A 24,900-nucleotide genomic window follows, 5' to 3' on the forward strand; every position below is an offset into this window, starting at 1 on the left:
TGGTCAGGAGCCCCGATGCCCTTCGGCCTGCTGAAATACGGATTGTCCAAGACCTATCCGGCGAGGCGCCAGTTCCCGGCACCGACCGACCTGAAGCCCAGCTATGACATCGTCATCATCGGTGGCGGCGGCCATGGCCTGGCGGCGGCGTACTACCTGGCGCGGGACTGGGGGGCGAAGTCGATCGCGGTGCTGGAGCGCGGCTACCTGGCGGGCGGCAATACGGCGCGCAACACCACGATCATCCGCTCCAACTACTTGACGCCCGAGGGGGTCAAATTCTATGACGAGTCGGTCCGCCTCTATCAGGACCTGTCGACCGACTTCGACTACAACATCCTGTATTCGGAGCGCGGGCACCTGACCCTGGCCCATACCGACAGCGCCATGCGGACCATGCGCTGGCGGGCCGAGGTCAACAAGCACTATGGCGTGCGCTCCGAACTTGTCCATGCGGACGACGTCGCGCGCCTGTGCCCCCAGCTGGACATGGGGGACCACGTCCGCTACCCGATCCTGGGGGCCCTCTACCACGAGCCGGGCGCCATCGCGCGGCACGATGCGGTCGCCTGGGGCTATGGCGTCGGCGCCGCCCGGATGGGCGTCGAGATCCACCAGAAGACGGAAGTGACCGGCATCGTGGTCGAGGACGGCCGTGTCGTCGCGGTGGAGACCAATCGCGGGCGCGTCGCCTGCGGCAAGGTCCTGCAGGCGGTCGCCGGCTCCAGCTCCCGCGTGGCGAAACTGGCAGGGTTCAAGCTGCCGATCCGCACGATCCCGCTCCAGGCCTGCGTGTCGGAGCCACTGAAGCCGTGCCTGGACCCGATCATCGTGTCGGGCTCTCTGCACGTCTACATCTCGCAGTCGGCACGGGGCGAGATGGTGATGGGCGGCTCGACCGACCCCTATGGCCTCTACGCCACGCGCTCGACCCTGGATTTCAAGGAAGGGCTGATGGCCCACATGCTGGAGCTCTTCCCCTTCCTGGGGGAGGTGCACGTGCTGCGCCAATGGGCCGGCATGGCCGACATGACGCCCGACTTCTCCCCCGTCATGGGCCTGACGCCGGTGAGGAACTACTACATCGACGCCGGCTGGGGCACCTGGGGCTTCAAGGCGACGCCCGTCAGCGGCAAGCGCATGGCCGAGACGGTCGCCAACGACAATGCGCCAGCCCTTCTGGAGCCGTTCCGCCTGGACCGCTTCCGCACCTTCGCCCAGGTCGGCGAAAAGGGTGCCGCCTCTGTCGGGCACTGATCCCATGAAGATCATGAACTGCCCGCTGAACGGGCCGCGCAACATCTCGGAATTCGTCTGGGGCGGCGAGGTCAAGGCGATGCCCGATCCCGTCAGCGGCAGCGACGACCAATGGGCCGAGTTCGTCCACCTGGAGGACAACGTGGCCGGGATCGTCCGCGAATGGTGGTACCACAGTGCCACGTCCTTCTGGTTCATCGCGGAGCGCAACACCCTGACGGACGAGATCGTGCGCACCTACCGCGCGACCGAGCTGTTTCCGACCCGCGTCGACTTCTGGGGCACGCCATGAGCGCCGCGGCCCCCCTGCCCCGCCTGCCCGAACCCTGGGGCACCTGGATCGACCGCACACACGCCATCGACTTCACGTTCGAGGGGCAGGGCCATCACGGCTTCGCCGGCGACACGGTGGCCAGCGCCCTGGCCGGCGACGGGGTCAGCGTGCTGTCCCGCTCGTTCAAGTACCGGCGGCCGCGCGGCATCCATTCGATGGCCGGCCACGATGCCAATGCCATGGTCCAGATCGGCGACGAGCCAAACGTCCATGCCGAGCGCCGGGCGCTCGCGGCCGGCCTGGCGGTGGAGGCGCAGAACATCAACGGCTCGCTTGGCTTTGACCGGGGCGCCTGGATCGGCGCGTTCGGAAGGTTCCTGCCCGTCGGCTTCTACTACAAGGCGTTCTACCGCCCGCGCGGCGCGTGGCGCTTCTGGGAGCCGGTATTCCGCAAGCGCGCGGGCCTGGGCAAGGTGAACTTGGACGCCCCCCACCTCTACTACGACAAGCAGTACCTGTTCGCGGACGTGGCCATCGTCGGCGGCGGCCCGGCGGGCCTGGCCGCGGCGGTCGAGGCGGCGTCCGGCGGGCTGGAGGTCGTGCTGATCGAGGAGGAGGCGCACATGGGCGGCAGCCTCAGCTTCGCGCGGCTGGATGGCGAGGGGACCAGGGGTCGCCGCCTGGCGGCCGACCTGGTCGAGGCGGTGCAGGCAGCGACCAACGTCCGGGTGATGACCAACGCCGTCGCTAATGGCGCCTTCGCCGACAACTGGCTGCCGGTGATCCAGGGCAACCGCCTCTACAAGCTGCGGGCGAAGCAGCTGGTCGTGGCGACGGGTGCCATCGAACAGCCCATGGTGTTCCGCAACAACGACCTTCCCGGGATCATGCTGGGCTCGGCCGCGCAGAAGCTGATGCGCCGCTATGGCGTGCAGCCGGGCACCCGTGCGGTGGTCTGCACTGCAAATGCGCACGGCTATGGTGTGGCCTGCGACCTGGCCGATGCGGGCGTCGATGTTGCCGCGGTCGTGGACCTGCGTGGGGACGCCAAGGGCGATGCCCAAGTCGCGGCAGCCCAGGCGCGCGGCATCCGCCAGGTCCTGGGCCACACGGTGCACGAGGCGGTGGGCAAGGCGCGGGTGCGGGGCGTCACCGTCCGCCCGGTCACGGGCGAGGGAACGGTTGGGGCAGAGGCTCTGCACCTGGACTGCGACCTGGTCTGCACCGCGACGGGCTGGGCCCCGCATGCGGCGCTGATCAACCATGGCGGCGGCCGCATGATCTATGACGACGCCCTGCACATGGCATCGATCGCGAAGCTGCCGGACGGGATCTCTGCCGCCGGTTCGGTTGCCGGGGCCTTCTCCGTCGAGGCGGCGATCGCGCAGGGGCGGCGCGCCGGCTGGCAGGCGGCGACCGCCTGCGGCGCCGCCTGGGGGCCAGAGCCGGCCCGCCCCAACGACCTGGGGAACCATGGCGTCACCCACCCCTGGCCCATCTTCACCCACCCAAAGGGCAAGGAGTTCGTCGACCTGGACGAGGACCTGGTGATCGGCGACCTGGTCAACGGCGTGGCCGACGGATTCGACGAGATCGAGCTGCTGAAGCGTTATTCGACCGTCGGCATGGGCCCCAGCCAGGGCCGCCATTCGGGCGTATCGGCCATCCGCCTGACGGCCAAGGCCACGGGGCGCAAGCCGTCGGAGATCGGTGCCACGACGCAGCGCCCGCCCTATCGCGCGGAGAAGTTCGCGCACCTGGCGGGCCGCGCGTTCGAGCCGGTGCGCCTGACGGCGATGCACGCCCGGCATCTCGAACTCGGCGCCCAGATGATGCCGGCCGGCCTGTGGCTGCGCCCCGCCTATTACGGCGCCAAGGACGGCCGCGACGCCGCCATCGCCGCCGAAGTGTCGGCGGTGCGGGAGGGCGTCGGCCTGATCGACGTCTCGACCCTGGGCGGCATCGACCTGCGCGGTCCCGATGCGGCCGAGATGGTCGAGCGCATGTACACCTGGGCCTACAGGAAGCAGCCGGTGGGCCGCGCCCGCTACCTGCTGATGTGCGACCAGACGGGAGCGATCATCGACGACGGCGTGGCAGCGCGCCTGCACGAGAACCATTTCTACCTGACGGCGACGACCAGCGGCGTCGACCGGGTGTTCCAGCTGATGCAGTTCTGGAACGCGCAGTGGCGTCTGGACGTCGACATTGCCGGCGTCACGTCAGCCTTCTGCGGCGTCAACATCGCCGGGCCCAAGTCACGCCAAGTCCTGGCCCGCATCACGGAAGGGGTCGACCTGTCCCCGGCGGCATTCCCCTATATGGGCGTGCGGGAGGGGCGCATCGCCGGCATCCCCTGCCGTCTGATGCGCGTCGGCTTCGTCGGGGAACTGGGCTTCGAGATCCACGCGCCCGCGGGGTGTGGAGAGGCCCTGTGGGACGCCCTGATGGCGGCCGGCGCCGCGGACGGCATCCGGCCCTTTGGCGTCGAGGCCCAGCGCGTGCTGCGCCTGGAGAAGGGCCATGTGATCGTGGGCCAGGATACCGACGGCCTGACCCACCCGTACGAGGCCGACATGGGGTGGGCCATCGCGAAGAAGAAGCCCTTTTGGCTCGGCTCCCGCGCGGTCGAGGCGCAGATGAAGCGGGGGCTGTCGCGCAAGCTGGTCGGCTTCGAACTGGTCGATCCGGGTGCCCCCTGCCCTGAGGAATGCCACCTGGTGATCGACGGCGACGAGATCGAGGGGCGCGTCACCTCGGCCGTGCGCTCCGCCACATTGGGCAAGGTGATCGGCCTGGCCTATGTCGGACCGAAGCACTTCGACCTCGGCGCGATCTTCACGATCCGCACCGGCGCCGGCTTCCTCCAGGCCCGCGTGGTGCCCCACCCCTTCTACGACCCCGAAAACCGGCGGCAGGAGCTGTGATGCGGTTCCCGACAAACCACCCGCTCATCCCCGCGAAGGCGGGGATCCAGAGCAACACGGACCTGCACTTGCGGCCCCTGGATCCCCGCCTTCGCGGGGATGAGCGGGTAGGTTCATGAACGTGATCCTGCCCACCAGCTTTGCACGGCGCAGCCCGATCCATCACAAGCTTGCCGCGCTCGGCGCACGATGGGGCCAGGCGGGGGAGTCCGCGATCGTGCGCGACTATGGCGCGTCCGAGGAGGAGGCCGCCGCGGCGCAGCGCCTGGCGTTGTCCGACCTCAGCCCCCTGCCCCGCACCGGCTTCAAGGGACCCCAGGCCCTGGCCTGGCTGCGGGCCCAGGGCGTGGTCCTCGATGAGGTGCCGAACACCGCCTGGACCCAGGGGCCGGCCGCATCGGCGCTCATCCTGTCCTGGGGCGAGGCGCTGATCCTGGACGCCAACGGCGACTTGGTGCAGCGGCTGGAGGGGGCCTGGTCGCTGGACAGTGTGCCGGGCGTCTATTGCGTGCCGCGGCGCGACAGTCATGGCTGGCTGCGCATCACCGGGCACCTGGCACCCGACATGCTGGCCAAGATCTGCGGCGTCGACCTGCGGCCCAAGGCATTCGCCCATGGCCAGGTCGCCCAGACCTCGGTCGCCCGGGGCAATGCAATCATCGCCCGCGCGGACCTGGGGGATACGCTGGCCTATCACCTGCTGTCGGACAGTTCGGCGCTGGGCTTCCTGTGGGACAGCGTGATCGACGCCATGACCGAATATGGCGCCGGCCCTGTGGGCGCGGACGCCCTGACCACGCTTGCAACCGCCAGGGACCCGGCATGACCATCGCCACGCGCGGCATCCTCACCCTGTCCTGCCCCGACCGGCCGGGCATCGTCGCCTCCGTTTCCGGCTTCCTGTTCCAGCAGGACTGCAACATCGCGGAATCGGCGCAGTTCGAGGATCCGACGAGCCGCCGCTTCTTCCTGCGCACGGTGTTCCAGCCGGGGGCCGGCTCCCCCTCGTTCGACGACCTGCGCGCGGGGTTTGCGGCGATTGCCAAGCGGCACGACATGACCTGGTCGATCGCGGACGCCGGCAGCCGGCTGCGGACCATGATCCTGGTGTCGAAGTTCGACCATTGCCTGGCCGACCTGCTCTATCGCCACCGCATCGGGCAATTGCCGGTCGAGATCACGGCCATCGTCTCCAACCATCCGAGAGAGGCGCTGTCGCTCACCGATTTCGGCGGCCATCCGTTCCACCACCTGCCCGTCACGGCGGCGACCAAGGCAGAGCAGGAAGCGAAGCTGTGGGCCCTGGTGCAGGAGACGGGGACCGAGCTCGTCGTGCTGGCCCGCTACATGCAGGTCCTCTCCGCCGACCTGTCGCGCAAGCTGAGCGGCCGGGCGATCAACATCCACCACTCGTTCCTGCCGGGGTTCAAGGGTGCCAAGCCCTATCACCAGGCGTTCGAGCGGGGCGTGAAGCTGATCGGCGCCACCGCCCACTACGTGACAGACGACCTGGACGAAGGCCCGATCATCGAGCAGGCGGTGGAGCGGGTGGACCACAACCGCATGCCCGACGACCTGGTGGCGATCGGCCGCGACATCGAGACGATCGTCCTGGCCCGCGCGGTGCGCTGGCACGCCGAGCGCCGCATCCTCCTCAACGGCACCAAGACCGTGGTGTTCAGGTAGGGCTTCTCGGAGCAGCCCCGCGCCGTCGGTGATGCTAGAGCAAGCTGCCCCTTCCCCCCTCGCGGGGGAAGGCTCGGATGGGGGGGCGGCCACGTCGCGCCAACGCTTCGGGCGAACGCACGGGCCGAAACGCCCCCCCACCCCACCCTCCCCCGCGAGGGGGGAGGGCTCTTTTGCATCGCCCGGTCAGAGCGTCACGGCAGCAGGTCGTGGAGGGCGTCGGCGCGGGCCTTTTGCGCCAGGCTCAGGCTAGCGTAGAATGGGCCCAGCGCTACGTTGAGCTGCTTCAGGGCCTCAAGCTCGGCAGCCAGGACGGCCTGACGCTGGGCCAGCCTGTTGGCCAGGCCGGAGCGTCGCCCTGACCGGGGGAGTGCGGCGCGGGCCTCGGCGCCCTGCCGCATGGCCGTCTCCACCGGCGCGAACAGCGGTTCCTGCGCTTCGGTCAGCTTCAGCTCGGCCTTCAGGAAGGCGATGCGGCCGTCGACATAGAGTTCGGCCCGGGCCAGGCCCAGCATCGGCAGGCGCCCGGGCGCCTCGATCTCCGGGGAATCGGCCTCCACCGGCACATCCTGGGCCCAGGCGGGTGCCGCCAGCGCCAGCGCCAGCAGCCCCGCCACGAGGGATCCGGCCCGCACGGTCAGGCGCCTTCCGCGATGGTGACGCCGCCGTCCGCGACGATCACCTGGCCGGTGATGAAGCGCCCGGCAGCCGCGCACAGCATGACGGCGATGCCGCCGATGTCGTCCGGCTCGCCCAGGCGGCGGAGCGGCGCCTTCTCGCCCATGGTCGCGGCGATCTGCGGGTTCTCCCACAGCGCGCGGGCGAAATCTGTCTTGATAAGTCCGGGGGCGATCGTGTTCACGCGGATGTTGTGGCGGCCCCACTCGACGGCCAGGTTCCGCGCGAGCTGCATGTCGGCGGCCTTGGACATCGCATAGGTGCCGAGCACGGGCGAGCCGCGCAGGCCCCCGATCGACGAGACGATGACGATGGCGCCGTCGCCCTGTTTCGCCATGTGCGGCTGGGCGCGGTTGCACAGCCACAGGTTCGACAGGACGTTGTTGCGCATGATCTTGTCGAACACGGCGTCGTCCAGCCCGGTCAGCGGCCCGTAATAGGGATTGCTGGCGGCATTGCAGACCAGCGCGTCGATGCGGCCGAACTGCTCCACCGTCTTGTCGACCAGGCCTTCGACCTGCGCCTTGTCCGAGATGTTGCAGGGGATCACGACCGCCTGGCCCCCGGCGCTCCTGATCTCCTCGGCCACGGCCTCGCAGGCCGGTGCCTTGCGGCTGGAGACGACGACCGTGGCGCCGGCCGCCGCCATGTTGAGGGCGATCGACTTGCCGATGCCGCGGCTGGAGCCGGTGACGACCGCGATGCGGCCCTTCAGGTCGAACAGGCTCATGCGCGCTTCCCCCGTTTGTCGGATTGGTGTGGGCTTCGATTGGTGGTCCGCATATTGGCCGCGCCCGGCTGACGCGCCAAGCAGGTTCCAATGCAGCACCGACAGACGGGATCGCGCCTTGTCGATTGCGGACCACGTGCCCATGATGCGCGCCCGAATGCCCTCGCCGCGGATGCGTTGCCCGTGACTGAAACACCGTCCCTAGCCAGCCCCGTCGTGCCGGGCGTACCCGCCGTGCCATATCCCGGCTGGTTCGCTTCCGCCCTGGCGATGGAACCCGAATCACGCCGGGTGAAGGTTGCGGGGACCGACGTGCACTATCTGCTGTGGGGAGACGAGGGGCTGCCCGGCCTGCTGCTGGTACACGGCAACGGGGCGCATGCGCGCTGGTGGAGCTTCATCGCGCCCTTGCTGACTACGCAGTTCCGGGTCGCCGCGATGGACCTGTCCGGCATGGGCGATTCGGGCTGGCGCGAGTCCTATCGCATGGACACCTGGTCGGACGAGATGATGGCGGTCTGCCTGGATGCGGGTTTTCCGCCCCATCCGACCATTGTCGGGCACAGTTTCGGCGGCCTGATCGGCATCCTGACGGGCTCGCGCTATGGCGATGCGCTGGCCGGCATCGTGCTGGTCGACAGCCCGATCAGCCCGCCCCCGCCCGACGTCATGGAGAAGCTGGACGAGCAGTCGCGCAAGCCCACCCGCGTCTACCCGACGTTCGAGGAGGGCAAGGAGCGCTTCCGCTTGGCCCCGCCACAGGACTGCGAGAATGACTTCGTCATGGACTGGGTCGCCCGCACCAGCCTGCGTGCCGTCGAGGGTGGCTGGACCTGGAAGTTCGATCCCCGCATGTACCGGCCGTTCCGCATCGGCGACATGGCCTGGCACCTGTCCAACATGCGCTGCCGCGTGGCGGTTTTCCGGGGAGAACTCAGCTCTCTCCTGCCGCCGGAAACAGGGGAATACATGTTCCACCTGCTGGGCCGCAACGCGCCGGTGATCGAGATCCCGCAGGCGCGCCACCACGTGATGCTGGACCAGCCCCTGGCCTTTGTCGCGGCACTGCGCGCCCTGCTGTCGGACTGGGAGTTCTCTATCCCGCGCCATCATCGCTGAGCCGGCCCTCGCCACGCCGGGGACCTTCGGCTAGGCTCCGCCCGCCTGCGAGACCGGGTCGGCAGTCTGCTGCCGGCCGCTTGTTGTGGGGGAGGATCGGAAGGCACATGAATCGCGCAACCACCCTGGCGGGGGTCGCCCTCGCCATTGCCATCGCCGCTGGCGCCTATGTCCTGCTGGGCGAAAAGGGACCCGAGGCGCCGGGCTCTGCCCCGACCGCCGACGCACCCGCGGCGCAGGTGCCGCTGACGGCCGCCACGTCCAGCTCCACCGCACCCGACACGCGGATCGAGCGCAGCCGTATCGAGGCAACGCTGGCGGGCTTCCCCCCGGAAGTGAAGTCGACTTTGGGCGACGTCGGCTATGACGACGCGACCGGCCGGACCACGATCACCGAACTGAAGTTCGAGGTGCCGGGACCGCAGGGCACGGTCACGATCGCCCTGAACGGTGTCGCGCTGAAGGGCGGCAGTGCGGCCAACGCGGCCAAGGTGTTCGATCCCGCCTCCTACGCCACGCCGCCTGCTGCGGATGGCGAGAAGCTGGACATTGTCGACGAGTTCGTCGCGACCAGCCTGACCGTGACCCCGCCCGATGGCGCCAACCGCGGCGTGCTGAAGGCCAGCGACCTGGTCGTGCGCGGCTTCAAGGCGCGCCAGTTCGCCCAGGCATTGCCCAACACGCTGGCCGCGCTGAGCACGCTCAGCTACGAGCAGACGCGCAACGTGCTGCAGTCGACGGCGTTCGAGACGCTGTCGCTGCGCAACATCGCGCTGGAGAACGCCGGCAAGACGCCGATGAAGATGGCGACCTTCGTCATCCAGGGCTTTGACGGCAACAAGGCGACCTTGAGCGAGATCACGGGCCTGGACGTTTCCCCGCCCGAGGGCGAAGGCTTCCGCGGCATGAGCATCGGCCGCCTGAGCCTGCGCGGCGCCGACATCTGGCCGGTCCTGGACGCCGCCCGCTCGGGCGACGGCATGGCCGCCATCGCGCCATCGGTCAGCCTGGACGGCTATGAGGTGGTCGACGTCTCGGTCCGCACCGAGAGCGACAGCGCGCCTGTGACGATGAAGAGCCTGATCGTCAGCGACATCGCGATCCAGGACGGCGTGGCGACCAAGGCCAAGGCCACGCTGACCGGGCTCAGCGTCCCGCTGACCAGCCTGCAGGACCCGCAGGCCAAGGCGATGGTCACCGACCTGGGGCTGAGCGCGCTGGCCGTCGACGGCGGCTTCGACTACGCCTTCGACCCCGCCAGCAAGACGATGGACCTCAAGGAATTCCGTCTGGCGGCACAGAACGTCGGCACGCTGACCCTGGGCTTCGAGATCATCGGTTTCGACCCTGCGACCTTCCAGGCCGCACGCGCCGGCCAGCAGCCCGACCTTGGCCAGCTGATGGCGCTGCAGCTTGGCAGCCTGTCGATCCGCTGGGACGATGCCGGCATCACGGACAAGGCGATGACCTTTGCCGCCAAGGAACAGGGTGGCATGGCGCTCGACCAGTACCGCGAGCAGCTGAAGGCGATGGTGACGGCGCAGGGCCAGGCCCTGCCCGAGGGCCGCGCGCGCGATGCCTCGAACGAGGTCGTCACCTATCTTGGCGAGCCGAAGGGCCTGCTGATCACCGCGACCCCGGCGCAGCCGGTGCCGCTGGCGACCCTGGGCGCGGCAGCCGCAGATCCCAACGCGGCGATGGAACAGCTGAACCTGGTGGTGAAGGCCAACCCGTAATCGCCGCTGCCGCCCCCTCCCCCGTCGCATCCGCGGCGGGGGAGCCGGAGCAGGCGTTGAGTTCGGCGCTGCTGCTTCGAGACGCCGGGCGATGCCCGGTGCTTCAGCATGACGGCGTTGGTATGGTTGAACAATTCAACGGTCGTCATCCTGAGGAGGTGCGAAGCACCGTCTCGAAGGATGATGACGCAGCGCTTCGGCAGGAGCGGCGCTACTCCGCCTGAGCCCGAAGCGCCACCACCAGGCCGGCATTGAGCCAGCCGGCCAGGGCCTGGACCGCCAGACCAGGCGCATCATCCGCGCCCACCAGGCCCGCCAGATCCTCGCACAGCGCGCCGAAGGTGCGGCCGTCCAGGGCGCCGGACAGCAGCGATGCCTCAACCGACTCGACCTGGCGATAGCGCACGGTGAGTTCGCTGCGCCAGAACAGCCATGTGGCGTCGAGGGCCTGAGGCGGGCCATCCGGGTCCTGGCCCAGCTCCGCCGCGCGACGGAACGGCGCCACGTCGAAGCCAAGCGCCAGCACAGCCACGCTGGGATGAAAGTCGAGGCGCAGATCGCCCCACAGCTCGGCCGGAATGGCCCCCAGGTCGGCCAGGGTGGCGGGCGTCACGTCGGCAGCATCGAAGGCGATTCCCATCGCCCATTCGAATGCCGCCATGTCGGCCAGGACGGGCATGCCCGACCACGGCTCGACGCTGCGCAGGAAGTCCGGCAGGTGCCGGCCGAACCAGCGGACGGAGGGATTGTCGGACGGATGGGCCGCGACATAGGCCCGGGCCAGGCGGTCGAACCGCTCATCGCCGGCGAGCAGCTTCAGGCCGGGAAAGTCCTCGCCCAACACCTCGACCAGGCGCGCCGCATAGGCGTAGCCATAGACGCGCAGCGTGCGGTCCAGGCCCGCCCGCGGACCGGGCGCCAGATGCTCCGCGATCCCCGCCCGCCCGTCGAGCAGATAGGCGCGGAAACTGTGCTGGAGCTCCTCAAGCGGCGTCATCGGGCCTACTCGGCGGCAGCGCGCGGCCGCGTCGCCAGGGCCGCCGCGGCAATGGTCCGGGCACGGTCCAGTTCTGCCTCCAACTCAGCCAGCGGCGGGATGTCGGCATCGCGCTCGATCATCGTGGGCACGGGTCCAAGGCGGCGCATCGCCGTGCCGTACAGGGCCCAGACCTCCTCGCAGACGGGGTGGTCGTGCGTGTCGATCAGCACGTCGCCTTCGTTGCTGTGGCCCGCCAGATGGATCTGGCGCACCGCGGCCGCCGGCACGCCCTCAAGAAAGGCCAGCGCATCGAAGCCCTGGTTGAAGGCGCTGACATAGATGTTGTTGACGTCAAGCAGCAGCTGGCACCCGGTCCGCGCCACCAGGCCCGAAAGGAACTCCCATTCCGTCATCTCGGACTGGCGATAGCCGACATAGGCCGACACGTTCTCCAGCATCAGCGGCCGCTTCAGGTAATCCTGCACCTGGTGGACTCGCGCCGCGACATGGGCCAGGGCCTCCTCGCTATAGGGCAGCGGCAGCAGGTCGTGAATCTGGGTGCCCCCGACGCCGGTCCAGCACAGGTGGTCGGACACCAGTTCGGGCTGGACCTGTTCAACCAGCGCGGCCAGGCGGTCGAGGTAGGCCCGGTCCAGGGGATCGGTCGAGCCGATCGACAGCGAGACGCCATGCAGCACGACGGGGAAGCGCTCTCGCACGCGCATCAGCATGGCGGGCGGACGGCCGCCGGGAACCATGTAGTTCTCGGACAGCGCCTCGAACCAGTCGATGCGGGGGGCGCCCTCCAGGATCTCCGCATAGTGGACGGGGCGCACGCCCAGGCCAAAACCCTGAAGCATCCCGAATTCCCGTGATGTGTCGGTCATCTGGGGCAGTATCGCCCGGAATTGTCGGCCGGGTCATCCGGCCAGGCTGGGACCTGCCGTCCCAGTGCCCGCGTATCCGGGATGCCTGGAAGGCGACCTTGCCGTCGCCCCCCAGGACCCCGTCACGTCGGGTTGACGCGTCGCTTAGTGAGCGACGGTGCCGCCCTTGCCCGTGCAGGCCTCGGCGCTGGACTCCGTCACCCAGCCCTGGCCCTTGCAGGCGTTCTGGCCCTTGCAGGCGCTCGACGCCGTCTTGCACTCGCTGGTGCCCTTGCAGGCGTTTACGCCGGCGCAGTGCACGCCCTCGGACGCCTGGGCCGGGGCGCTGAGGGTCAGGCCACCGGTGGCGAAGATGGCAGCAGCAGCGGCGGCGAGAGCGAAACCGGTCTTCATGGATGTTACCTTCCCGTTGATCCGCCCGTTATGGGCGAGGGGAAATATACATCTTTCCCCGTTCCGCATCGTGACAAACGGGTGGAAAAAGCGTGCCTGCGATCACATTTCCTGTACTTCGCAGCCGCAATAAAACCCCGTGTAACCGCTGGCGTGGGCCCTGCGTATTCATGCCAGCGCCAGCGTCTGCAAGGCGTGAATGGCCAGACCTACTGCGCCCCCCACCAGCGTTCCGTTGATCCGGATGAACTGCAGGTCGCGGCCCACCTCCTGCTCCAGCTTTGCAACCACGGTGGGGCTGTCCCAGCCCTTCACAACCGAGGCGATCCAGTTGCCGATCTCGTGCCGGTAGCCGGTGGCGAACCGCCGGGCGATCGCCACGATCCACGAATCCAGCTTGGCCCGCAGGGCCTCATCCTCGACCAGCATGCGGCCATAGAGATCGATCGCGGCCCCTACCTGGCGGGCGATGGCCGAGTCGGGGCTGTCCAGGTCCTGCACCACGCGGGCCTTGAAGCTGGTCGCCAGGTCCGCGAAATAGGTTCGCACCACGGGATCGTTGAGCGCCTTGCGCAGGGCCGCGTCCAGCCGGGCGCGCATGCGCGGATCGTGCTTCAGGTCCTCGATCAGGTCGGCCAGCATCGCGTCGAGGCGGTGGCGCGCCTCGCTGTCGCGATCCGACATCTCGCCCAGGACCTTGGACAGCGCCGCCATGATCCGGCGGAAGATCATCTCGTCCACCATCTTGGGCAGCCAGCGGGGCGATGCCTCGTACACCTTGGCGCGGATCACATCCTCGTGCTCCGCGATCAGTTCCGACAGCTTGACCAGGACCTTGTCCATCAGGCGCTGGTGCTGGCCGGACGCCGTGGCCATGGCCATGAACTCCGCCGCCAAGGTACCGGCCCCGACGTCGCGCACGCGGGCGGCCAATGTCTGGTGCAGGAAGCGGCCAACCTCCCGGTCGTCGATGGCCCGCAACAGGTCGGGGATCGCGCGCAGCACGGCCGCGGTCACACGCTCGCGGTTGCGCGGCTGCGCCACCCAGTCGCCCAGCAGGCGCCCGGGGCCGATCGAGGCGATCTTGGCCTCCACCTGGTCCGGGGCCAGGAAGTTCTCGGCCACGAAGGTGCCCAGGCCCTCCGCGATCTGGGCCTGCTTCCGCGGCACGATCGCGGTGTGGGGGATGGGCAGGCCCAGGGGGTGGCGGAACAGCGCGGTGACGGCGAACCAGTCGGCCAGGGCGCCCACCATGGCCGCCTCGGCAAAGGCGCCGGGCCAGGCGGCCCAGGGAAACTGCGGCAGCGCCAGCGTGCACAGCACGAACAGCGCCGCCATCAGCGCCAGCAGCAGCGTCGCAACGCGGCGCATGTGCGCCAGGCGCAGGGCCGCATCCGGCCGCCCCGGGCCCAGGGCCATCATGGTGGGCGCGGCGGCAGGCCGCTCAGATGCCGGTGTCAATCCATCCATGGGGGTGTCGAACCTGCTGAATCATCCGGTGTTCCCACCCCTTCCCCCTAGCATGGCGCCGCAGAGACCCCACGTCACCCCGGGTGTGCGTGTGGCTGACGGAAGGACGAGGGTATGGCGGCAAGGATCACGGGACCGATGACACGGCCGGCGCGGGGTGTCGCCCTGGTGCTGGCCATGCTGGCCGGCCTGGCCCAGCCGGCGGCGGCGGAGCCGGGCGAGGAGGTTGCCCGCATCGGCCAGGCGGCCAAGGTCACCGTCGTGGCCGAAGGCCTGGAATTTCCCTGGAGCCTGGCCTTCCTGCCCGATGGCGCGATGCTGGTGACCGAGCGGGACGGTCGGCTGCGCCGGGTGACCTCTTCGGGCGTCGTGTCGGAGCCGATCGCCGGCGTGCCCGAGGTCTATGACCGCGGCCAGGGCGGCCTGCTCGACGTCGTGCTGTCGCCGACATTCGCGGAGGATCGGCGGATCTACCTGTCCTTCGCCGAGGAAGGGGATGGCGGCGCCGGCACCGCCGTGGCGCGGGCCACACTGGGCGATTCGTCGCTGAGCGATGTCGAGGTCATCTACCGCCAGGTGCCCAAGGTGCGGGGGAGCAACCATTGGGGATCGCGCCTCGTGTTTGCCCCCGATGGCCGCCTGTTCATCAGCCAGGGCGACCGGCAGCAGCGGGACGAGGCCCAGAACACGGCCAGCGGCCTGGGCAAGCTGATGCGGGTCAACACCGACGGCAGCCCGCCCGCCGACAATCCCTTTGCCGGCCAGGCGGGGATCCTTCCGGAAATCTGGTCCCTGGGCCATCGCAACATCCAGGGTGCCGCCCTGCACCCCGATACGGGCCAGATCTGGACCGTTGAACACGGCGCCCGCGGCGGCGACGAGATCAACGTGCCCAAGGCCGGGCGCAACTATGGCTGGCCGGTCATCACCTATGGCGTCGACTATTCCGGTGCCCGCATCGGCGAAGGCACCGCCAAAGACGGCCTGGAGCAGCCCGTCCACTACTGGGACCCGTCGATCGCCCCGTCCGGCATGATGTTCTATACGGGCGACGCCTTCCCGCAGTGGAAGGGCAACCTGTTCGTGGGCTCGCTCAAGTTCGGCCTGCTGGTCCGCCTGGGCGTCGAGGGCGAGCGCATCACGGGCGAGGAGCGCTATCTGGAGGATCTGGGGACACGCATCCGCGACGTCCGGCAGGGCCCCGACGGCTTCATCTACCTGCTGACCGACACGGGCGATGACAGCATCCTGCGCGTCGAGCCGCTTTGAGCGTCACGGCCCCTTGGGGAAACCGAAGATGGACATGGTGCGTTCGCGTTCGCTGAAGACCAGCGGGCGGTTGATGGGGGCGTAGGCGCGGCTGGCGCAGTCCTGGCGCTCGCACAGGTAGCAGTTCACGCCGACCTCGGTCGGCGCGATGCCGTCCAGGTTCAGGTGCTGGGCATAGACCAGGCGCGGCGCATAGGCGACCTCGCACCCCAGGCCGATCGCCATCTTGGTCGCCGGCTCGCGATAGCCGCTGGCATAGCGGTTGACGCAGCGTGCGATCGAGAAATAGGTCGTGCCGTCGGGCATGCGGATCACCTGCGTCTGCGCCCGGTCCGGCGTCTCGAACGCCGAGTGGATGTTCCACAAGGGGCAGGTGCCGCCGAACTTCGAGAAGTGGAAGCGCCCGCCGCTGAACCGCTTGGACACGTTGCCGGCCCGGTCGACGCGCACGAAGAAGAAGGGCACGCCGCGGGCGTCCGGGCGCTGCAGCGTGGTCAGGCGATGGGCCGTCTGTTCGTAGCTGGTGCCGAAGCGCAGGCCCAGCAGGTCGACGTCGTATTTCAGCGTCTCGGCCGTGGCCAGGAACGCGCCATAGGGCATCAGCAAGGCGGCGGCGAAGTAGTTGGCAAAGCTGGTCCGGGCCAGCGACCGCGCCTCGGGTCCCACGCCGGATGACTTCACCTCCGCGTCGATGAGGTCGCCGAATTCCAGGAACGCAAGCTGCACCGCGATCTGGAAGCGCCGGCCCGCCTGGTCAAGCAGCTCCGACAGGTTGAGGTGGCGGCGATGCGGGTCGGTCTGGCGCAGGCGGTTGGGCATCACGTCGTGCGGCAGGATGCGCACGCGATAGCCGTGGCGCTCCCGCAGCCGCTCGCTCAGCACGATCTGCGGCTCGTTGCGGGGGATGTCTATCTCCTCCGCCAGCGCCTCGGCCCGGCGATCCAGGGCGTCGATATGGTTGCGCCGCGCGTGGAAATGGGCGCGCACCTCGTCCACCGGCCGGGCGGACTGTTCCAGGATCTCCACCTTTTCCCGATCGGAGAGGGGATTGCGCTCGGACAGGGCGCTGACCATCAGGGTCCGGTGCCGGTCGTAGAGCGCCAGGATCGCGCGTGCGATATCGGGGGAGGCATTGACCACCGCCTCCACCTCCGTCCGCGGAGGCGCGCTGCCGCCGAACACGGGGTCCTTCAGCGCCGTCTCAAGCTCCGCCTGGAGCTGGAGGTCGCCGCCACCCGACAGCTCGCCCAGGTGGAAGTCATAGACCTGGCTCAGCTGCAGCAGAAGCCGGGCGCTCACCGGGCGCTGGTTTGCCTCGATCAGGTTGATGTACGAGGCCGAGATGCCAAGGTCGGCCGCCATCTGCGCCTGTGTCAGGCCCAGGGTCTTGCGCAGGCGGCGGAGCCGCGCGCCCAGGATCAGCTTCTCGCCTCGCTCGGACATGACGTTACAAACCTTACAAATTCACGACTTGTGAATTGACAGACACTACACGAAAACCCTTTTCAATGCAGAACCTTAGATACAAGTGCTGCCGACTTTACTAGTGTGACATCACCTCACGAGCCCCTTTGAAGGATGGCCCGATGTCTGCAACTGCCCAGTCCCGCGAACCCGCCACCCTGTCCGCACCGGCCACGAAGGCCATCGTGCTGCGCGAGGGAGCCGATGTAGACGCGGTGCTGACGGCCGAAGCGCTGGCCTTCATCACCGAGTTGCAGGACACGTTCGGCGCCCGCCTGCACGGCCTGCTGCTGGACCGCGCGCGCCGCCAGGCAACCTATGACGCCGGTGCAAAGCCCGACTTCCTGGACGCCACGGCGACGGTGCGCAACAGCGACTGGACCGCTGCCCCCGTTCCCGACGCCCTGCAGGACCGCCGGGTGGAGATCACGGGACCCGTCGACCGCAAGATGATCATCAACGCGCTGAACTCCGGCGCGCGGGTCTTCATGGCGGACTTCGAGGATGCCTCGGCCCCGACCTTCGGCAACATGATCCAGGGCCAGATCAACCTGCGCGACCAGGCGCATGGCCGGCTGGACTGGACGGACCCCAAGACGGGCAAGGCCTATCGCGTGGGCGAGCAGCAGGCCCTGCTGATCGTGCGGCCGCGCGGCCTGCACATGATCGAGCGGCACGTGCTGGTGGGCGGTGCGCCCATCGCCGCATCGTTCTTCGACTTCGGCCTGCACGTCTTCCACAACGGCCGCACGCTGGCCGCCAGTGGCAAGGGGCCGTTCTACTACCTCCCCAAGATCGAGCATCATGAGGAGGCGAAGCTGTGGAACGACATCTTCGTCCATGCCCAGGACCGGCTGGGCATCCCCCAGGGCACGATCAAGGCAACCGTCCTGATCGAGACCCTGCCCGCCGCGTTCCAGATGGACGAGATCATCTGGGCCCTGCGCGAGCACATTGCCGGCCTGAATTGCGGCCGCTGGGACTACATCTTCAGCTACATCAAGACGCTGCGCGCGCATCGCGACCACATGCTGCCGGACCGCGAGCAGGTCACGATGGATCGCGCCTTCCTCTCGGCCTATTCGCAGCGCCTGGTCCAGGTCTGCCACCGCCGCGGCATCCATGCGATGGGCGGCATGGCGGCCCAGATCCCCATCAAGAACGATCACGAGGCGAACGCCGCGGCATTTGCCAAGGTGCGCGCCGACAAGCTGCGCGAGGTGACAGCCGGCCATGACGGCACCTGGGTCGCCCATCCCGACCTGGTGCCCGTGGCGATGGAAGTGTTCGACGCCGAGATGCCGCTGGCCCACCAGATCCGCAAGCCGCGGCAGAGCCCGCGCGTCAGCCGCGAGGCGATGCTGGCGCCGCATGCGGGTGCCGTGACGGAGCGCGGCCTGCGCACCAACATCTCGGTGGCGATCGAGTACATCGCCGCTTGGCTGTGCGGTCGGGGGGCCGTGCCCATCCGCAACCTGATGGAGGATGCGGCAACGGCGGAGATCGCGCGCGCCCAGGTCTGGCAGTGGATCCACCACAAGGCCGAGGTTCAGCTGGAGGACGGCGGCACCCGCGTGATGGACCGCGCGTGGTTCCGCAGCCTGCTGCAGGAAGAGATCCTGGGCATCATCGACCGGATCGGCGTCGCCGGCTTCCATCGCGGGCACTATGCCAGTGCAGCCCGCATCTTCGAGGAGACGGCCGGGGCCAAGGACCTGCCCGAGTTCCTAACCGGTCCCGCCTACGACCTGCTCTGCGCGCTGGATTGATTTCCTAGCCGCTCATCCCCGCGAAAGCGGGGATCCAGAACACAGGCGCCGCGCTCGCGGCCCTGGATCCCCGCTTTCGCGGGGATGAGCGGGATCTATTGCCTATTGCCATCCCCCAGAACGGAGATCCGTCATGGCCAATCGCCGGACCTATGCTCAAGTACGCGCCGAGGTGCTGCGCCGCTATCCGCAAGGCAACGTGCCGGGCGGTGTCACGGTCGACGACATCGTCCAGCTGAAGCTGCAGAACACCTACGACACGCACCTGGATATCGCGCGCGAGATGGCGGGCGTGATGCGTGCCGACATGGCGGCCTACGACGCCGACGCGTCGAAGTTCACCCAGTCGCTGGGCTGCTGGTCGGGCTTCCACGCGCAGCAGATGATCAAGGCGGTGAAGCGCCTGCGCGGCACGGCCAAGGGCACCTATGTCTACCTTTCCGGCTGGATGGTGGCGGGCCTGCGCAACCGCTGGGGCCACCTGCCCGACCAGTCCATGCACGAGAAGACGGCCGTCGCCGACCTGATCCAGGAGATCTACACCTCGCTCCGCCAGGCGGACGAAGTGGCGATGAACGACCTGTTCAAGGCGCTGCGCGAGGCCCGCGCCCAGGGCAACGCCGTCGCCGAGCAGAAGGCGATCGCAGCGATCGACGGGTTCGAGAGCCACGTCGTGCCGATCATCGCGGACATCGACGCCGGCTTCGGCAACGAGCATGCGACCTACCTCCTGGCCAAGGAGCTGATCAAGGCGGGCGCCTGCTGCCTGCAGATCGAGAACCAGGTGTCGGACGCCAAGCAGTGCGGCCACCAGGACGGCAAGGTGACGGTCCCGCGCGAGGACTTCATCGAGAAGCTGCGCGCCTGCCGCCTGGCGTTCGAGGAACTGGGCGTGGAGCAGGGCGTGATCGTCGCCCGCACCGACAGCCTGGGCGCCGGCCTGACGCAGAAGGTGCCGGTCAGCCAGCGCCCCGGCGACCTGGCTTCGCAGTACATCAAGTGGCTGAAGGTCGAGGAGATCACGAGCGACGCCCCGCTGGCCGAGGGCGAGCTCGCGCTCTTCCAGGACGGCCGGTTCGTGCGGCCCGTGCGCATGCCGAACGGCCTGTTCGCCTTCCGCGAGGGGACGGGCCGCGCCCGCGTGGTCGAGGACTGCATTGCCAACCTGACGCAAGGCGGCGCCGACCTGCTGTGGATCGAGACGGACACGCCCAATGTGGACGAGATCGCGTCCATGGTGGCCGAGATCCGGGCCGTCGTGCCGAATGCCAAGCTGACCTACAACAACTCGCCCTCGTTCAACTGGACGCTGAACCTGCGCAAGCAGGTCCGCGCCCAGTGGCTGGCCGAAGGAAAGATCCAGGTCGCCGACTATCCGGACGGCAACGAGCTGATGAAGGCCGACTTCGACGCGAGCCCCCTGGGGCTTGAGGCCGATGCACGCCTGAAGCGGTTCCAGACGGACATCTCGGCCCGGGCCGGCGTGTTCCACAACCTGATCACGCTGCCCACCTTCCACCTGACGGCCAAGTCGGTGGACGAGCTGTCGCGCGGCTATTTCGGCGAGGACAAGATGCTGGCCTATGTCGCGACGGTGCAGCGCGAGGAGATCCGCCGCGGCGTCTCCGCCGTGAAGCACCAGCACGAGGTCGGGTCCGACCTCGGCGACACGTTCAAGGAGATGGTGTCGGGCGAGCGCGCGCTGAAGGCGGGCGGCCACGCCAACACGATGAACCAGTTCGCCGCGGAATAAACTCCAAGGAAGAACCGGGCGAACCGGGCGCAGCATCCCAGGATGCTGCGCCCTTTGTCATTTCGGCCGGCAGGATCCTAGAGCGCCAGGCCACAGGGCACCGCGCAACGCGCGGACAGTGCCGGCTGCGGCGGCGCAGCCGCGGACACCTCACTGGTCGTGGCATGGTCGATCAGCACGGCAAGCGCAACATCACCCAGGGCGCCTGCCCGGCGCAGGACGGCGGCGCATTCGTGCGGGACATGCAGGGTCAACTCCCGCCCGTGACCAGGCTGCGGTATTGCGCGGAGCGGCCGGGCCGAGGCCACATGCCTGTTGAGCACACCCTCCGCGGCAAGGCTGAGGCCCCAGTCGCCCATGGCGCCGGCCGCCTCGCCCATAACCGACCGGGACATGAGGCTGACTTCCAGCCAAGGGGGGACGACAAGCGTGATCTGGACGAACGGGGACATGACGGACACCGGCTTCTGCGACGGATCGATGGGGCGCCGGTGAAATCAAGGGGCGCCCGCCGGGTTCCTGCCACGTCCCATTAATTCTTTTTCACACAATGACTTGACAGATTTTCATTCAGCCAAAGCGCAGCTTTGCGACCAGCACCGCGGCAGACAAGGCCAGGCTGGCACCGTTGGCCAGCGCCATGGGGACGCTGCCCAGAGCGATGCCATAGGCGAGCCAGAGGGCGAACGCGGTCACCGTCACCAGATACATCTTGAGCGATAGATCCTTTGTCTCCCGCTCCTTCCAGGCCTTGCGCACCTGGGGGATAAAGCTGATGACCGACAGCAGGCCCGCCGCGCCACCAATCAGGTCGATTGCCTCCATGCGCCCCCCCAGACACAAGCGACGCAGCTATTCCGCAGCGCGAACGGGACGGCCCTCACTGTCGCGTACCGTACCCTGGCGCGCCTCACCCGCGTGGTCCGCTGCCTGGGCATCGGCCTTGGCGTGGTCGTCGGGCTTCTGCCGGTAGCGGCCGCCGCCATAGTTCTGGCCATCCCCCGTGCTGGCCGGGCCCCGGGTGGCATAGCCCCGGCCATAGTCATGCTCCCAGTCCTTTCGCACGGGCGCCTGCGTCTCGGCCGCCGGGCGGCGGCCTTCGGCCAGGTCGACGAAATCCTGTGCCGTCGACCCTTCGTGCCGGCTGGCCGGCACCTGACGCTCGTGATCCTTGGGCTTCTCCACCATGGCTCCGCCTTTCGTTTCGGCGGGCAATCCGCGGATTGCCCGCAAAGGTAAAGTACCAAGGCAGATTGGCGAACCCGGTTCCCCCACGCCCTTGTCCGGGGAACCGGTCGCCGTCGGGCCCCTGCGTCAGGCGACGATCACGGCATCCGGCGCCGCCATGGCCAGGGCTGCCACGCGGTCCGCGGCGGGCGGATAGATCCACTTCGTGTTGATCTCCCGCTTCAGCGCCTTGGCCTCCTCGCGGATCAGCCGGACCTGGCGGTCCCAGCCTTCCGTGAACAGCGCGCCCCACGGCCCCAGATCCAGGCAGGTGACGTATTTGGGCTGGCTGTAGGGGTGCAGCGCCAGGCCCGCCAGTTCCGCCGCCGCATTATGGCCAGCAACCCGCCCCAGGCTCAGCGCGTGCTGGCAGGACATGACGGCAACATTCCCCTGATCGTCGGTCGCGGCGCGCGCCATGTCGCCGGTGACGAAGACGCCGGGCGCATTGGGCGCACGCAGGAAGCCGTCGACCACGATGCGCCCCAGGCCATCATGGTCCCCCGGGATCTGATCGGCCAGCGCATTGGCCCGCATCCCCGCGGTCCACAGCACCGTGTCGGCCGCGATCCGCAGGCCGTCGCCGGTGACGATGCCACCGGCGTCGACGCAGGCGACACCGCTGCCGGCCAGGACCTCGACGCCCAGTTCAGCCAGGGCCTGCTCGACCACCGCACGGGATGCGTCGCCCATGTCCCAGGCGACGGCGGGCGCGCGTTCCACGATGACGACGCGGACCTCCTGGTCGGCCCCCAGGATGGCGCGCAGGCGGTCAGGCATCTCTGCCGCGCCCTCGATCCCGGTGAAGCCGCCGCCCGCCACCACCACCGTGTTGCGTGCCCGCGTGGCAGGCCGGCTGGCCAAGCTTCTCAGGTGCCGCTCCAGCGCCTCGGCCGCCGCCAGGGTGTCGACATTGAAGCCGTGCTCCTTCAGGCCGGGAATAGGCGGCATGTACAGCGTGCTGCCCGTCGCCAGGATGAGGCGGTCATAGGCCAGCATGACCGGCGCGCCGCCATCATTCGTCGCGACCTCGACGTGCCTGGCACCTGCGCGGATCACCTCCACCCGGCCACACACGTGGCGCACACCCACCGCCTCAAGCAGGGCTCCGATGTCGGGCGCCATGGAATCCAGCACGGCCTCATAGAGCCGAGGCCGGATGACCAGGCGCGGCTCAGGCGAGACGACAGTGATCGTCACCGCGTCCTCGCGGCCCGCCATCGCCACGGCACGCGCCGCTGCAAGGGCGGCCCACAGGCCGGCAAAGCCGGATCCGGCAATCACGATGTTCTGGGTCTGCGTCTGGGTATTCATCACATGTCGTCCTTCATCGCCGGGCAAGCGGGGGCCTTCTGCCGCGCGCAATCGCAGGGCAGTCGTCTCGACACGCCGGCAGGCGCCGAAACCGCAGGGATCAGGGTCTATCGGGTGCGGTCGTCCCTGCCGCAGCGGGCAGAGGGCGGCCGCAGCGGGTCAGTCGGGCGCTTCGTCCGACGGGTCGCCGGCAGGTGGCCGGCTGCGGCCGGCGCGTCCCTTCAGCCGGTCATCCATCCAGCCGGCCACGTCCTGGCCGAAGCTGGGGGGTGCGATCCGGACGAAGCCGGCGGTCAGGCTGGCCAGTGTGTCCCGGGCCAGGGACTGCCGCATGGCCTCTTCTGCCCGCAGCATGGCGGCATGGACACCGCAGGTGCCGCGGCAGATCCAGTCGGGAGCCTCGCCGCCGAATGTCGCGTAGCGACGGCGGACTTCCTGGCATTCGAACAGCGGCTTTGGCCCTTCGACCGCATCGACGATGTCGAGCACGCTGACCGCATCCGGGGTCCGCGCCAGGCGGTAGCCACCGCGGACGCCCTCGCTCGCAGTCACGATCCCGGCCTTCTCAAGGCGGGGAAAGATCTTGGCCAGGAAACTGGGAGAGATGCCCTGCAACTCGGCCAAGTCGCGCGCACTGAGCGCGCGATCCCCCGCACCCGCCAGGAGCAGAAGACAGTGGACGGCGTATTCAACGCTGGTCGTCAGGTGAGCCATAACCCGGACCATAAGGGTCCGCGTTCAGATGCGCAAGCACAAAACGCAGACCGGTCCAGTCCGTGTTCAATCCTCAAGCCGCCAGTGGCCACACCATGTTGCGGCCGGCATGCTTGGCACCGTACAGGGCATCGTCCGCGGCGGCGATCAGGTCCTCGCTGCGGAAGGACGGGCCGAGGTCGACCGTGCCCACGCCAAGGCTGGCCGTGACCACGCCGCGGGGCCCCAGGCCGGGATGGGGAACGGCGTCGGCCTCTATCGCGCGCCGCAAGCGGTCGGCCACCGCCTGGGCGACCGCCAGCGGCGTGGCCCGCAACAGGATCAGGAACTCCTCCCCGCCGAAGCGGAACGCCTGGTCACCGGGCCCGCGCAATTGCGCCTGCACCAGACCCGCGATCCGCACCAGGCACTGGTCGCCCTGCAGGTGACCCGCCGCGTCGTTCAGCTTCTTGAAATGGTCGATGTCGAGCATGATCGCCGAGATCGGGCCGGCTGCGGCCGTGTCCCGGTTTGCTTCCGCCAGCGCGTCCGTCATGGCACGGCGATTGCCCAGGCCGGTCAGGGGATCGCAGCGGCTGAGCCGGTCCAGGTCCGCCGTCTGCTGCCGGTTGATGCGGTCCAGAAGGTAGGTCCGGCGCATCTCCCGCTCCAGCGCATACGCCCCGAACAGCGCAAGCGCCAGCCCCGTCACATGAAAGAAGATGCGCGAGACCGAAACCGAGAAGAGCGGATCCGGCAGCGCCAGGATCGCCGCGACATAGATCGCCAGGACCACCACGCAGGCCACGGCCAGGATGGGAAAACGCAGGCGCTGCATCAGCGCCAGGTAAAGGAAGGCGATGGCGATCGCGTCCGCCATCGCGCCGCGATCGGGCGACGTGCTGACCAGGGTCCAGCCCAGCGGGGCGAGCGTGCCGACGATCACCGCCAGGGCGACCGCCCCCTCCCGCGCCAGGACGCCGGGCGTACCCATCAGGGGCAGCGTCAGCAGCAGCATGACCGGGGTGACGACCAGGAAGTGCGCCAGCAAGGCGGCCGGGAAGATGTCCGGCATCAGCAGCCATTGGGGCACCAGGAGCAGGTTGTGGATCGCCATGCCCGCCAGAATCCAGGCGCGCAGTTCGCGGCAGCGCGCCGGGCCCATGTCCGCCTCGAACACCTGTTCAAGCGTGGCCGGGAAGCGCAGGCGCCAGGCCGGCTGTGCCAATGCCGCCTCAAGCGCCGTGCGGTCGGGATGGCGATCACCGGGCATGG

General features: G+C 68.9%; 23 protein-coding genes. 10 read left to right on the forward strand and 13 right to left on the reverse strand.

Annotated elements, in window-relative coordinates:
- Positions 1 to 15 precede the first annotated feature (15 nt).
- From ACI6GS_RS20895 to purU, 5 genes are all read left to right on the forward strand, one after another.
- A complete protein-coding gene (locus tag ACI6GS_RS20895; protein ID WP_439815404.1) occupies positions 16 to 1,257 on the forward strand; it encodes an FAD-dependent oxidoreductase in 1,242 nt (413 codons plus the stop codon).
- A 4-nt stretch (positions 1,258 to 1,261) separates the two neighbouring features.
- Positions 1,262 to 1,549 (forward strand): sarcosine oxidase subunit delta, encoded by a 288-nt coding sequence (locus ACI6GS_RS20900; RefSeq protein ID WP_439815405.1) that lies wholly within the window; start codon positions 1,262 to 1,264, stop codon positions 1,547 to 1,549.
- Positions 1,546 to 4,458 (forward strand): 2Fe-2S iron-sulfur cluster-binding protein, encoded by a 2,913-nt coding sequence (locus ACI6GS_RS20905; protein ID WP_439815406.1) that lies wholly within the window; start codon positions 1,546 to 1,548, stop codon positions 4,456 to 4,458. Before ACI6GS_RS20900 ends, ACI6GS_RS20905 begins: the two co-directional genes overlap by 4 nt.
- A 115-nt stretch (positions 4,459 to 4,573) precedes the next feature.
- Positions 4,574 to 5,284 carry a hypothetical protein gene (locus tag ACI6GS_RS20910; RefSeq protein WP_439815407.1) on the forward strand — a complete coding sequence of 237 codons (711 nt, stop codon included), beginning with the start codon at positions 4,574 to 4,576 and terminating at the stop codon, positions 5,282 to 5,284.
- Positions 5,281 to 6,144 (forward strand): formyltetrahydrofolate deformylase, encoded by an 864-nt coding sequence (purU, locus tag ACI6GS_RS20915; RefSeq protein ID WP_439815408.1) that lies wholly within the window; start codon positions 5,281 to 5,283, stop codon positions 6,142 to 6,144. Before ACI6GS_RS20910 ends, purU begins: the two co-directional genes overlap by 4 nt.
- A 194-nt stretch (positions 6,145 to 6,338) precedes the next feature.
- On the opposite strand, the gene ACI6GS_RS20920 is transcribed toward purU, so the two are convergent.
- Both ACI6GS_RS20920 and ACI6GS_RS20925 read right to left on the reverse strand, forming a co-directional pair.
- Positions 6,339 to 6,779: a Spy/CpxP family protein refolding chaperone gene (locus tag ACI6GS_RS20920; protein ID WP_439815409.1), complete on the reverse strand. Its 441-nt coding sequence runs from the start codon at positions 6,777 to 6,779 to the stop codon at positions 6,339 to 6,341.
- A gap of 2 nt (positions 6,780 to 6,781) precedes the next feature.
- Positions 6,782 to 7,552 (reverse strand): SDR family NAD(P)-dependent oxidoreductase, encoded by a 771-nt coding sequence (locus tag ACI6GS_RS20925; RefSeq protein WP_439815410.1) that lies wholly within the window; start codon positions 7,550 to 7,552, stop codon positions 6,782 to 6,784.
- 183 nt (positions 7,553 to 7,735) lie between these two features.
- Here ACI6GS_RS20925 and ACI6GS_RS20930 point away from each other — a divergent pair, with 183 nt between their 5' ends.
- Together ACI6GS_RS20930 and ACI6GS_RS20935 are read left to right on the forward strand one after the other, a co-directional pair.
- Positions 7,736 to 8,671 carry an alpha/beta fold hydrolase gene (locus ACI6GS_RS20930; protein ID WP_439815411.1) on the forward strand — a complete coding sequence of 312 codons (936 nt, stop codon included), beginning with the start codon at positions 7,736 to 7,738 and terminating at the stop codon, positions 8,669 to 8,671.
- A gap of 107 nt (positions 8,672 to 8,778) precedes the next feature.
- Positions 8,779 to 10,407: a hypothetical protein gene (locus ACI6GS_RS20935; protein ID WP_439815412.1), complete on the forward strand. Its 1,629-nt coding sequence runs from the start codon at positions 8,779 to 8,781 to the stop codon at positions 10,405 to 10,407.
- A 211-nt stretch (positions 10,408 to 10,618) separates the two neighbouring features.
- On the opposite strand, the gene ACI6GS_RS20940 is transcribed toward ACI6GS_RS20935, so the two are convergent.
- The 4 genes from ACI6GS_RS20940 to ACI6GS_RS20955 form a co-directional block, all read right to left on the reverse strand.
- Positions 10,619 to 11,404: an HvfC/BufC N-terminal domain-containing protein gene (locus ACI6GS_RS20940; protein WP_439815413.1), complete on the reverse strand. Its 786-nt coding sequence runs from the start codon at positions 11,402 to 11,404 to the stop codon at positions 10,619 to 10,621.
- Positions 11,405 to 11,409: 5 nt separating this feature from the next.
- Complete coding sequence (gene bufB, locus ACI6GS_RS20945) at positions 11,410 to 12,273, reverse strand: MNIO family bufferin maturase (RefSeq protein ID WP_439815414.1); 864 nt, start codon at positions 12,271 to 12,273, stop codon at positions 11,410 to 11,412.
- 144 nt (positions 12,274 to 12,417) lie between these two features.
- The gene (gene bufA2 / locus ACI6GS_RS20950) at positions 12,418 to 12,666 is read right to left on the reverse strand and encodes a BufA2 family periplasmic bufferin-type metallophore (RefSeq protein WP_439815415.1); all 249 of its coding nucleotides are present in this window, start codon (positions 12,664 to 12,666) and stop codon (positions 12,418 to 12,420) included.
- A 168-nt stretch (positions 12,667 to 12,834) separates the two neighbouring features.
- The gene (locus ACI6GS_RS20955) at positions 12,835 to 14,136 is read right to left on the reverse strand and encodes a DUF445 domain-containing protein (RefSeq protein ID WP_439815416.1); all 1,302 of its coding nucleotides are present in this window, start codon (positions 14,134 to 14,136) and stop codon (positions 12,835 to 12,837) included.
- Between the two features lie 138 nt (positions 14,137 to 14,274).
- On the opposite strand from ACI6GS_RS20955, the gene ACI6GS_RS20960 reads away from it, so the two are divergent.
- Positions 14,275 to 15,405 carry a PQQ-dependent sugar dehydrogenase gene (locus ACI6GS_RS20960; protein WP_439815417.1) on the forward strand — a complete coding sequence of 377 codons (1,131 nt, stop codon included), beginning with the start codon at positions 14,275 to 14,277 and terminating at the stop codon, positions 15,403 to 15,405.
- A 3-nt stretch (positions 15,406 to 15,408) separates the two neighbouring features.
- Here ACI6GS_RS20960 and ACI6GS_RS20965 read toward each other — a convergent pair whose 3' ends face one another.
- Positions 15,409 to 16,848: a helix-turn-helix domain-containing protein gene (locus tag ACI6GS_RS20965; RefSeq protein WP_439815418.1), complete on the reverse strand. Its 1,440-nt coding sequence runs from the start codon at positions 16,846 to 16,848 to the stop codon at positions 15,409 to 15,411.
- 143 nt (positions 16,849 to 16,991) lie between these two features.
- Between ACI6GS_RS20965 and aceB the strand changes: the two genes are divergently transcribed.
- A complete protein-coding gene (gene aceB / locus ACI6GS_RS20970) occupies positions 16,992 to 18,638 on the forward strand; it encodes a malate synthase A (RefSeq protein WP_439815419.1) in 1,647 nt (548 codons plus the stop codon).
- Between the two features lie 133 nt (positions 18,639 to 18,771).
- The gene (locus ACI6GS_RS20975) at positions 18,772 to 20,391 is read left to right on the forward strand and encodes an isocitrate lyase (RefSeq protein ID WP_439815420.1); all 1,620 of its coding nucleotides are present in this window, start codon (positions 18,772 to 18,774) and stop codon (positions 20,389 to 20,391) included.
- Positions 20,392 to 20,468: 77 nt separating this feature from the next.
- On the opposite strand, the gene ACI6GS_RS20980 is transcribed toward ACI6GS_RS20975, so the two are convergent.
- The 6 genes from ACI6GS_RS20980 to ACI6GS_RS21005 form a co-directional block, all read right to left on the reverse strand.
- Positions 20,469 to 20,786, reverse strand: coding sequence for a hypothetical protein (locus ACI6GS_RS20980; RefSeq protein WP_439815421.1), 318 nt, complete (start codon positions 20,784 to 20,786; stop codon positions 20,469 to 20,471).
- 175 nt (positions 20,787 to 20,961) lie between these two features.
- Positions 20,962 to 21,216: a SemiSWEET family sugar transporter gene (locus ACI6GS_RS20985; protein WP_439815422.1), complete on the reverse strand. Its 255-nt coding sequence runs from the start codon at positions 21,214 to 21,216 to the stop codon at positions 20,962 to 20,964.
- A 27-nt stretch (positions 21,217 to 21,243) separates the two neighbouring features.
- The gene (locus ACI6GS_RS20990; protein ID WP_439815423.1) at positions 21,244 to 21,579 is read right to left on the reverse strand and encodes a hypothetical protein; all 336 of its coding nucleotides are present in this window, start codon (positions 21,577 to 21,579) and stop codon (positions 21,244 to 21,246) included.
- Between the two features lie 126 nt (positions 21,580 to 21,705).
- Positions 21,706 to 22,932, reverse strand: a complete 1,227-nt coding sequence (locus ACI6GS_RS20995; protein ID WP_439815424.1) for an NAD(P)/FAD-dependent oxidoreductase — start codon at positions 22,930 to 22,932, stop codon at positions 21,706 to 21,708.
- Between the two features lie 159 nt (positions 22,933 to 23,091).
- Positions 23,092 to 23,646 (reverse strand): RrF2 family transcriptional regulator, encoded by a 555-nt coding sequence (locus ACI6GS_RS21000; RefSeq protein WP_439815425.1) that lies wholly within the window; start codon positions 23,644 to 23,646, stop codon positions 23,092 to 23,094.
- Positions 23,647 to 23,719: 73 nt separating this feature from the next.
- Complete coding sequence (locus tag ACI6GS_RS21005) at positions 23,720 to 24,898, reverse strand: diguanylate cyclase domain-containing protein (protein ID WP_439815426.1); 1,179 nt, start codon at positions 24,896 to 24,898, stop codon at positions 23,720 to 23,722.
- Between the last annotated feature and the right edge of the window lie 2 nt (positions 24,899 to 24,900).

Source organism: Zavarzinia sp. CC-PAN008, assembly GCF_051903925.1.
In the GTDB taxonomy this organism is placed as follows: domain Bacteria; phylum Pseudomonadota; class Alphaproteobacteria; order Zavarziniales; family Zavarziniaceae.

Bases quoted from the DNA above. Each gene is read 5' to 3' on its own strand.
- ACI6GS_RS20895 (WP_439815404.1), top strand. From the start codon at position 16: ATGCCCTTCGGCCTGCTGAAATACGGATTGTCCAAGACCTATCCGGCG.
- ACI6GS_RS20900 (WP_439815405.1), top strand. From the start codon at position 1,262: ATGAAGATCATGAACTGCCCGCTGAACGGGCCGCGCAACATCTCGGAA.
- ACI6GS_RS20905 (WP_439815406.1), top strand. From the start codon at position 1,546: ATGAGCGCCGCGGCCCCCCTGCCCCGCCTGCCCGAACCCTGGGGCACC.
- ACI6GS_RS20910 (WP_439815407.1), top strand. From the start codon at position 4,574: ATGAACGTGATCCTGCCCACCAGCTTTGCACGGCGCAGCCCGATCCAT.
- purU (WP_439815408.1), top strand. From the start codon at position 5,281: ATGACCATCGCCACGCGCGGCATCCTCACCCTGTCCTGCCCCGACCGG.
- ACI6GS_RS20925 (WP_439815410.1), bottom strand. From the start codon at position 7,552: ATGAGCCTGTTCGACCTGAAGGGCCGCATCGCGGTCGTCACCGGCTCC.
- ACI6GS_RS20935 (WP_439815412.1), top strand. From the start codon at position 8,779: ATGAATCGCGCAACCACCCTGGCGGGGGTCGCCCTCGCCATTGCCATC.
- ACI6GS_RS20940 (WP_439815413.1), bottom strand. From the start codon at position 11,404: ATGACGCCGCTTGAGGAGCTCCAGCACAGTTTCCGCGCCTATCTGCTC.
- bufB (WP_439815414.1), bottom strand. From the start codon at position 12,273: ATGACCGACACATCACGGGAATTCGGGATGCTTCAGGGTTTTGGCCTG.
- bufA2 (WP_439815415.1), bottom strand. From the start codon at position 12,666: ATGAAGACCGGTTTCGCTCTCGCCGCCGCTGCTGCTGCCATCTTCGCC.
- ACI6GS_RS20955 (WP_439815416.1), bottom strand. From the start codon at position 14,136: ATGGATGGATTGACACCGGCATCTGAGCGGCCTGCCGCCGCGCCCACC.
- ACI6GS_RS20960 (WP_439815417.1), top strand. From the start codon at position 14,275: ATGACACGGCCGGCGCGGGGTGTCGCCCTGGTGCTGGCCATGCTGGCC.
- ACI6GS_RS20965 (WP_439815418.1), bottom strand. From the start codon at position 16,848: ATGTCCGAGCGAGGCGAGAAGCTGATCCTGGGCGCGCGGCTCCGCCGC.
- aceB (WP_439815419.1), top strand. From the start codon at position 16,992: ATGTCTGCAACTGCCCAGTCCCGCGAACCCGCCACCCTGTCCGCACCG.
- ACI6GS_RS20975 (WP_439815420.1), top strand. From the start codon at position 18,772: ATGGCCAATCGCCGGACCTATGCTCAAGTACGCGCCGAGGTGCTGCGC.
- ACI6GS_RS20980 (WP_439815421.1), bottom strand. From the start codon at position 20,786: ATGTCCCGGTCGGTTATGGGCGAGGCGGCCGGCGCCATGGGCGACTGG.
- ACI6GS_RS20985 (WP_439815422.1), bottom strand. From the start codon at position 21,216: ATGGAGGCAATCGACCTGATTGGTGGCGCGGCGGGCCTGCTGTCGGTC.
- ACI6GS_RS20990 (WP_439815423.1), bottom strand. From the start codon at position 21,579: ATGGTGGAGAAGCCCAAGGATCACGAGCGTCAGGTGCCGGCCAGCCGG.
- ACI6GS_RS20995 (WP_439815424.1), bottom strand. From the start codon at position 22,932: ATGAATACCCAGACGCAGACCCAGAACATCGTGATTGCCGGATCCGGC.
- ACI6GS_RS21000 (WP_439815425.1), bottom strand. From the start codon at position 23,646: ATGGCTCACCTGACGACCAGCGTTGAATACGCCGTCCACTGTCTTCTG.
- ACI6GS_RS21005 (WP_439815426.1), bottom strand. From the start codon at position 24,898: ATGCCCGGTGATCGCCATCCCGACCGCACGGCGCTTGAGGCGGCATTG.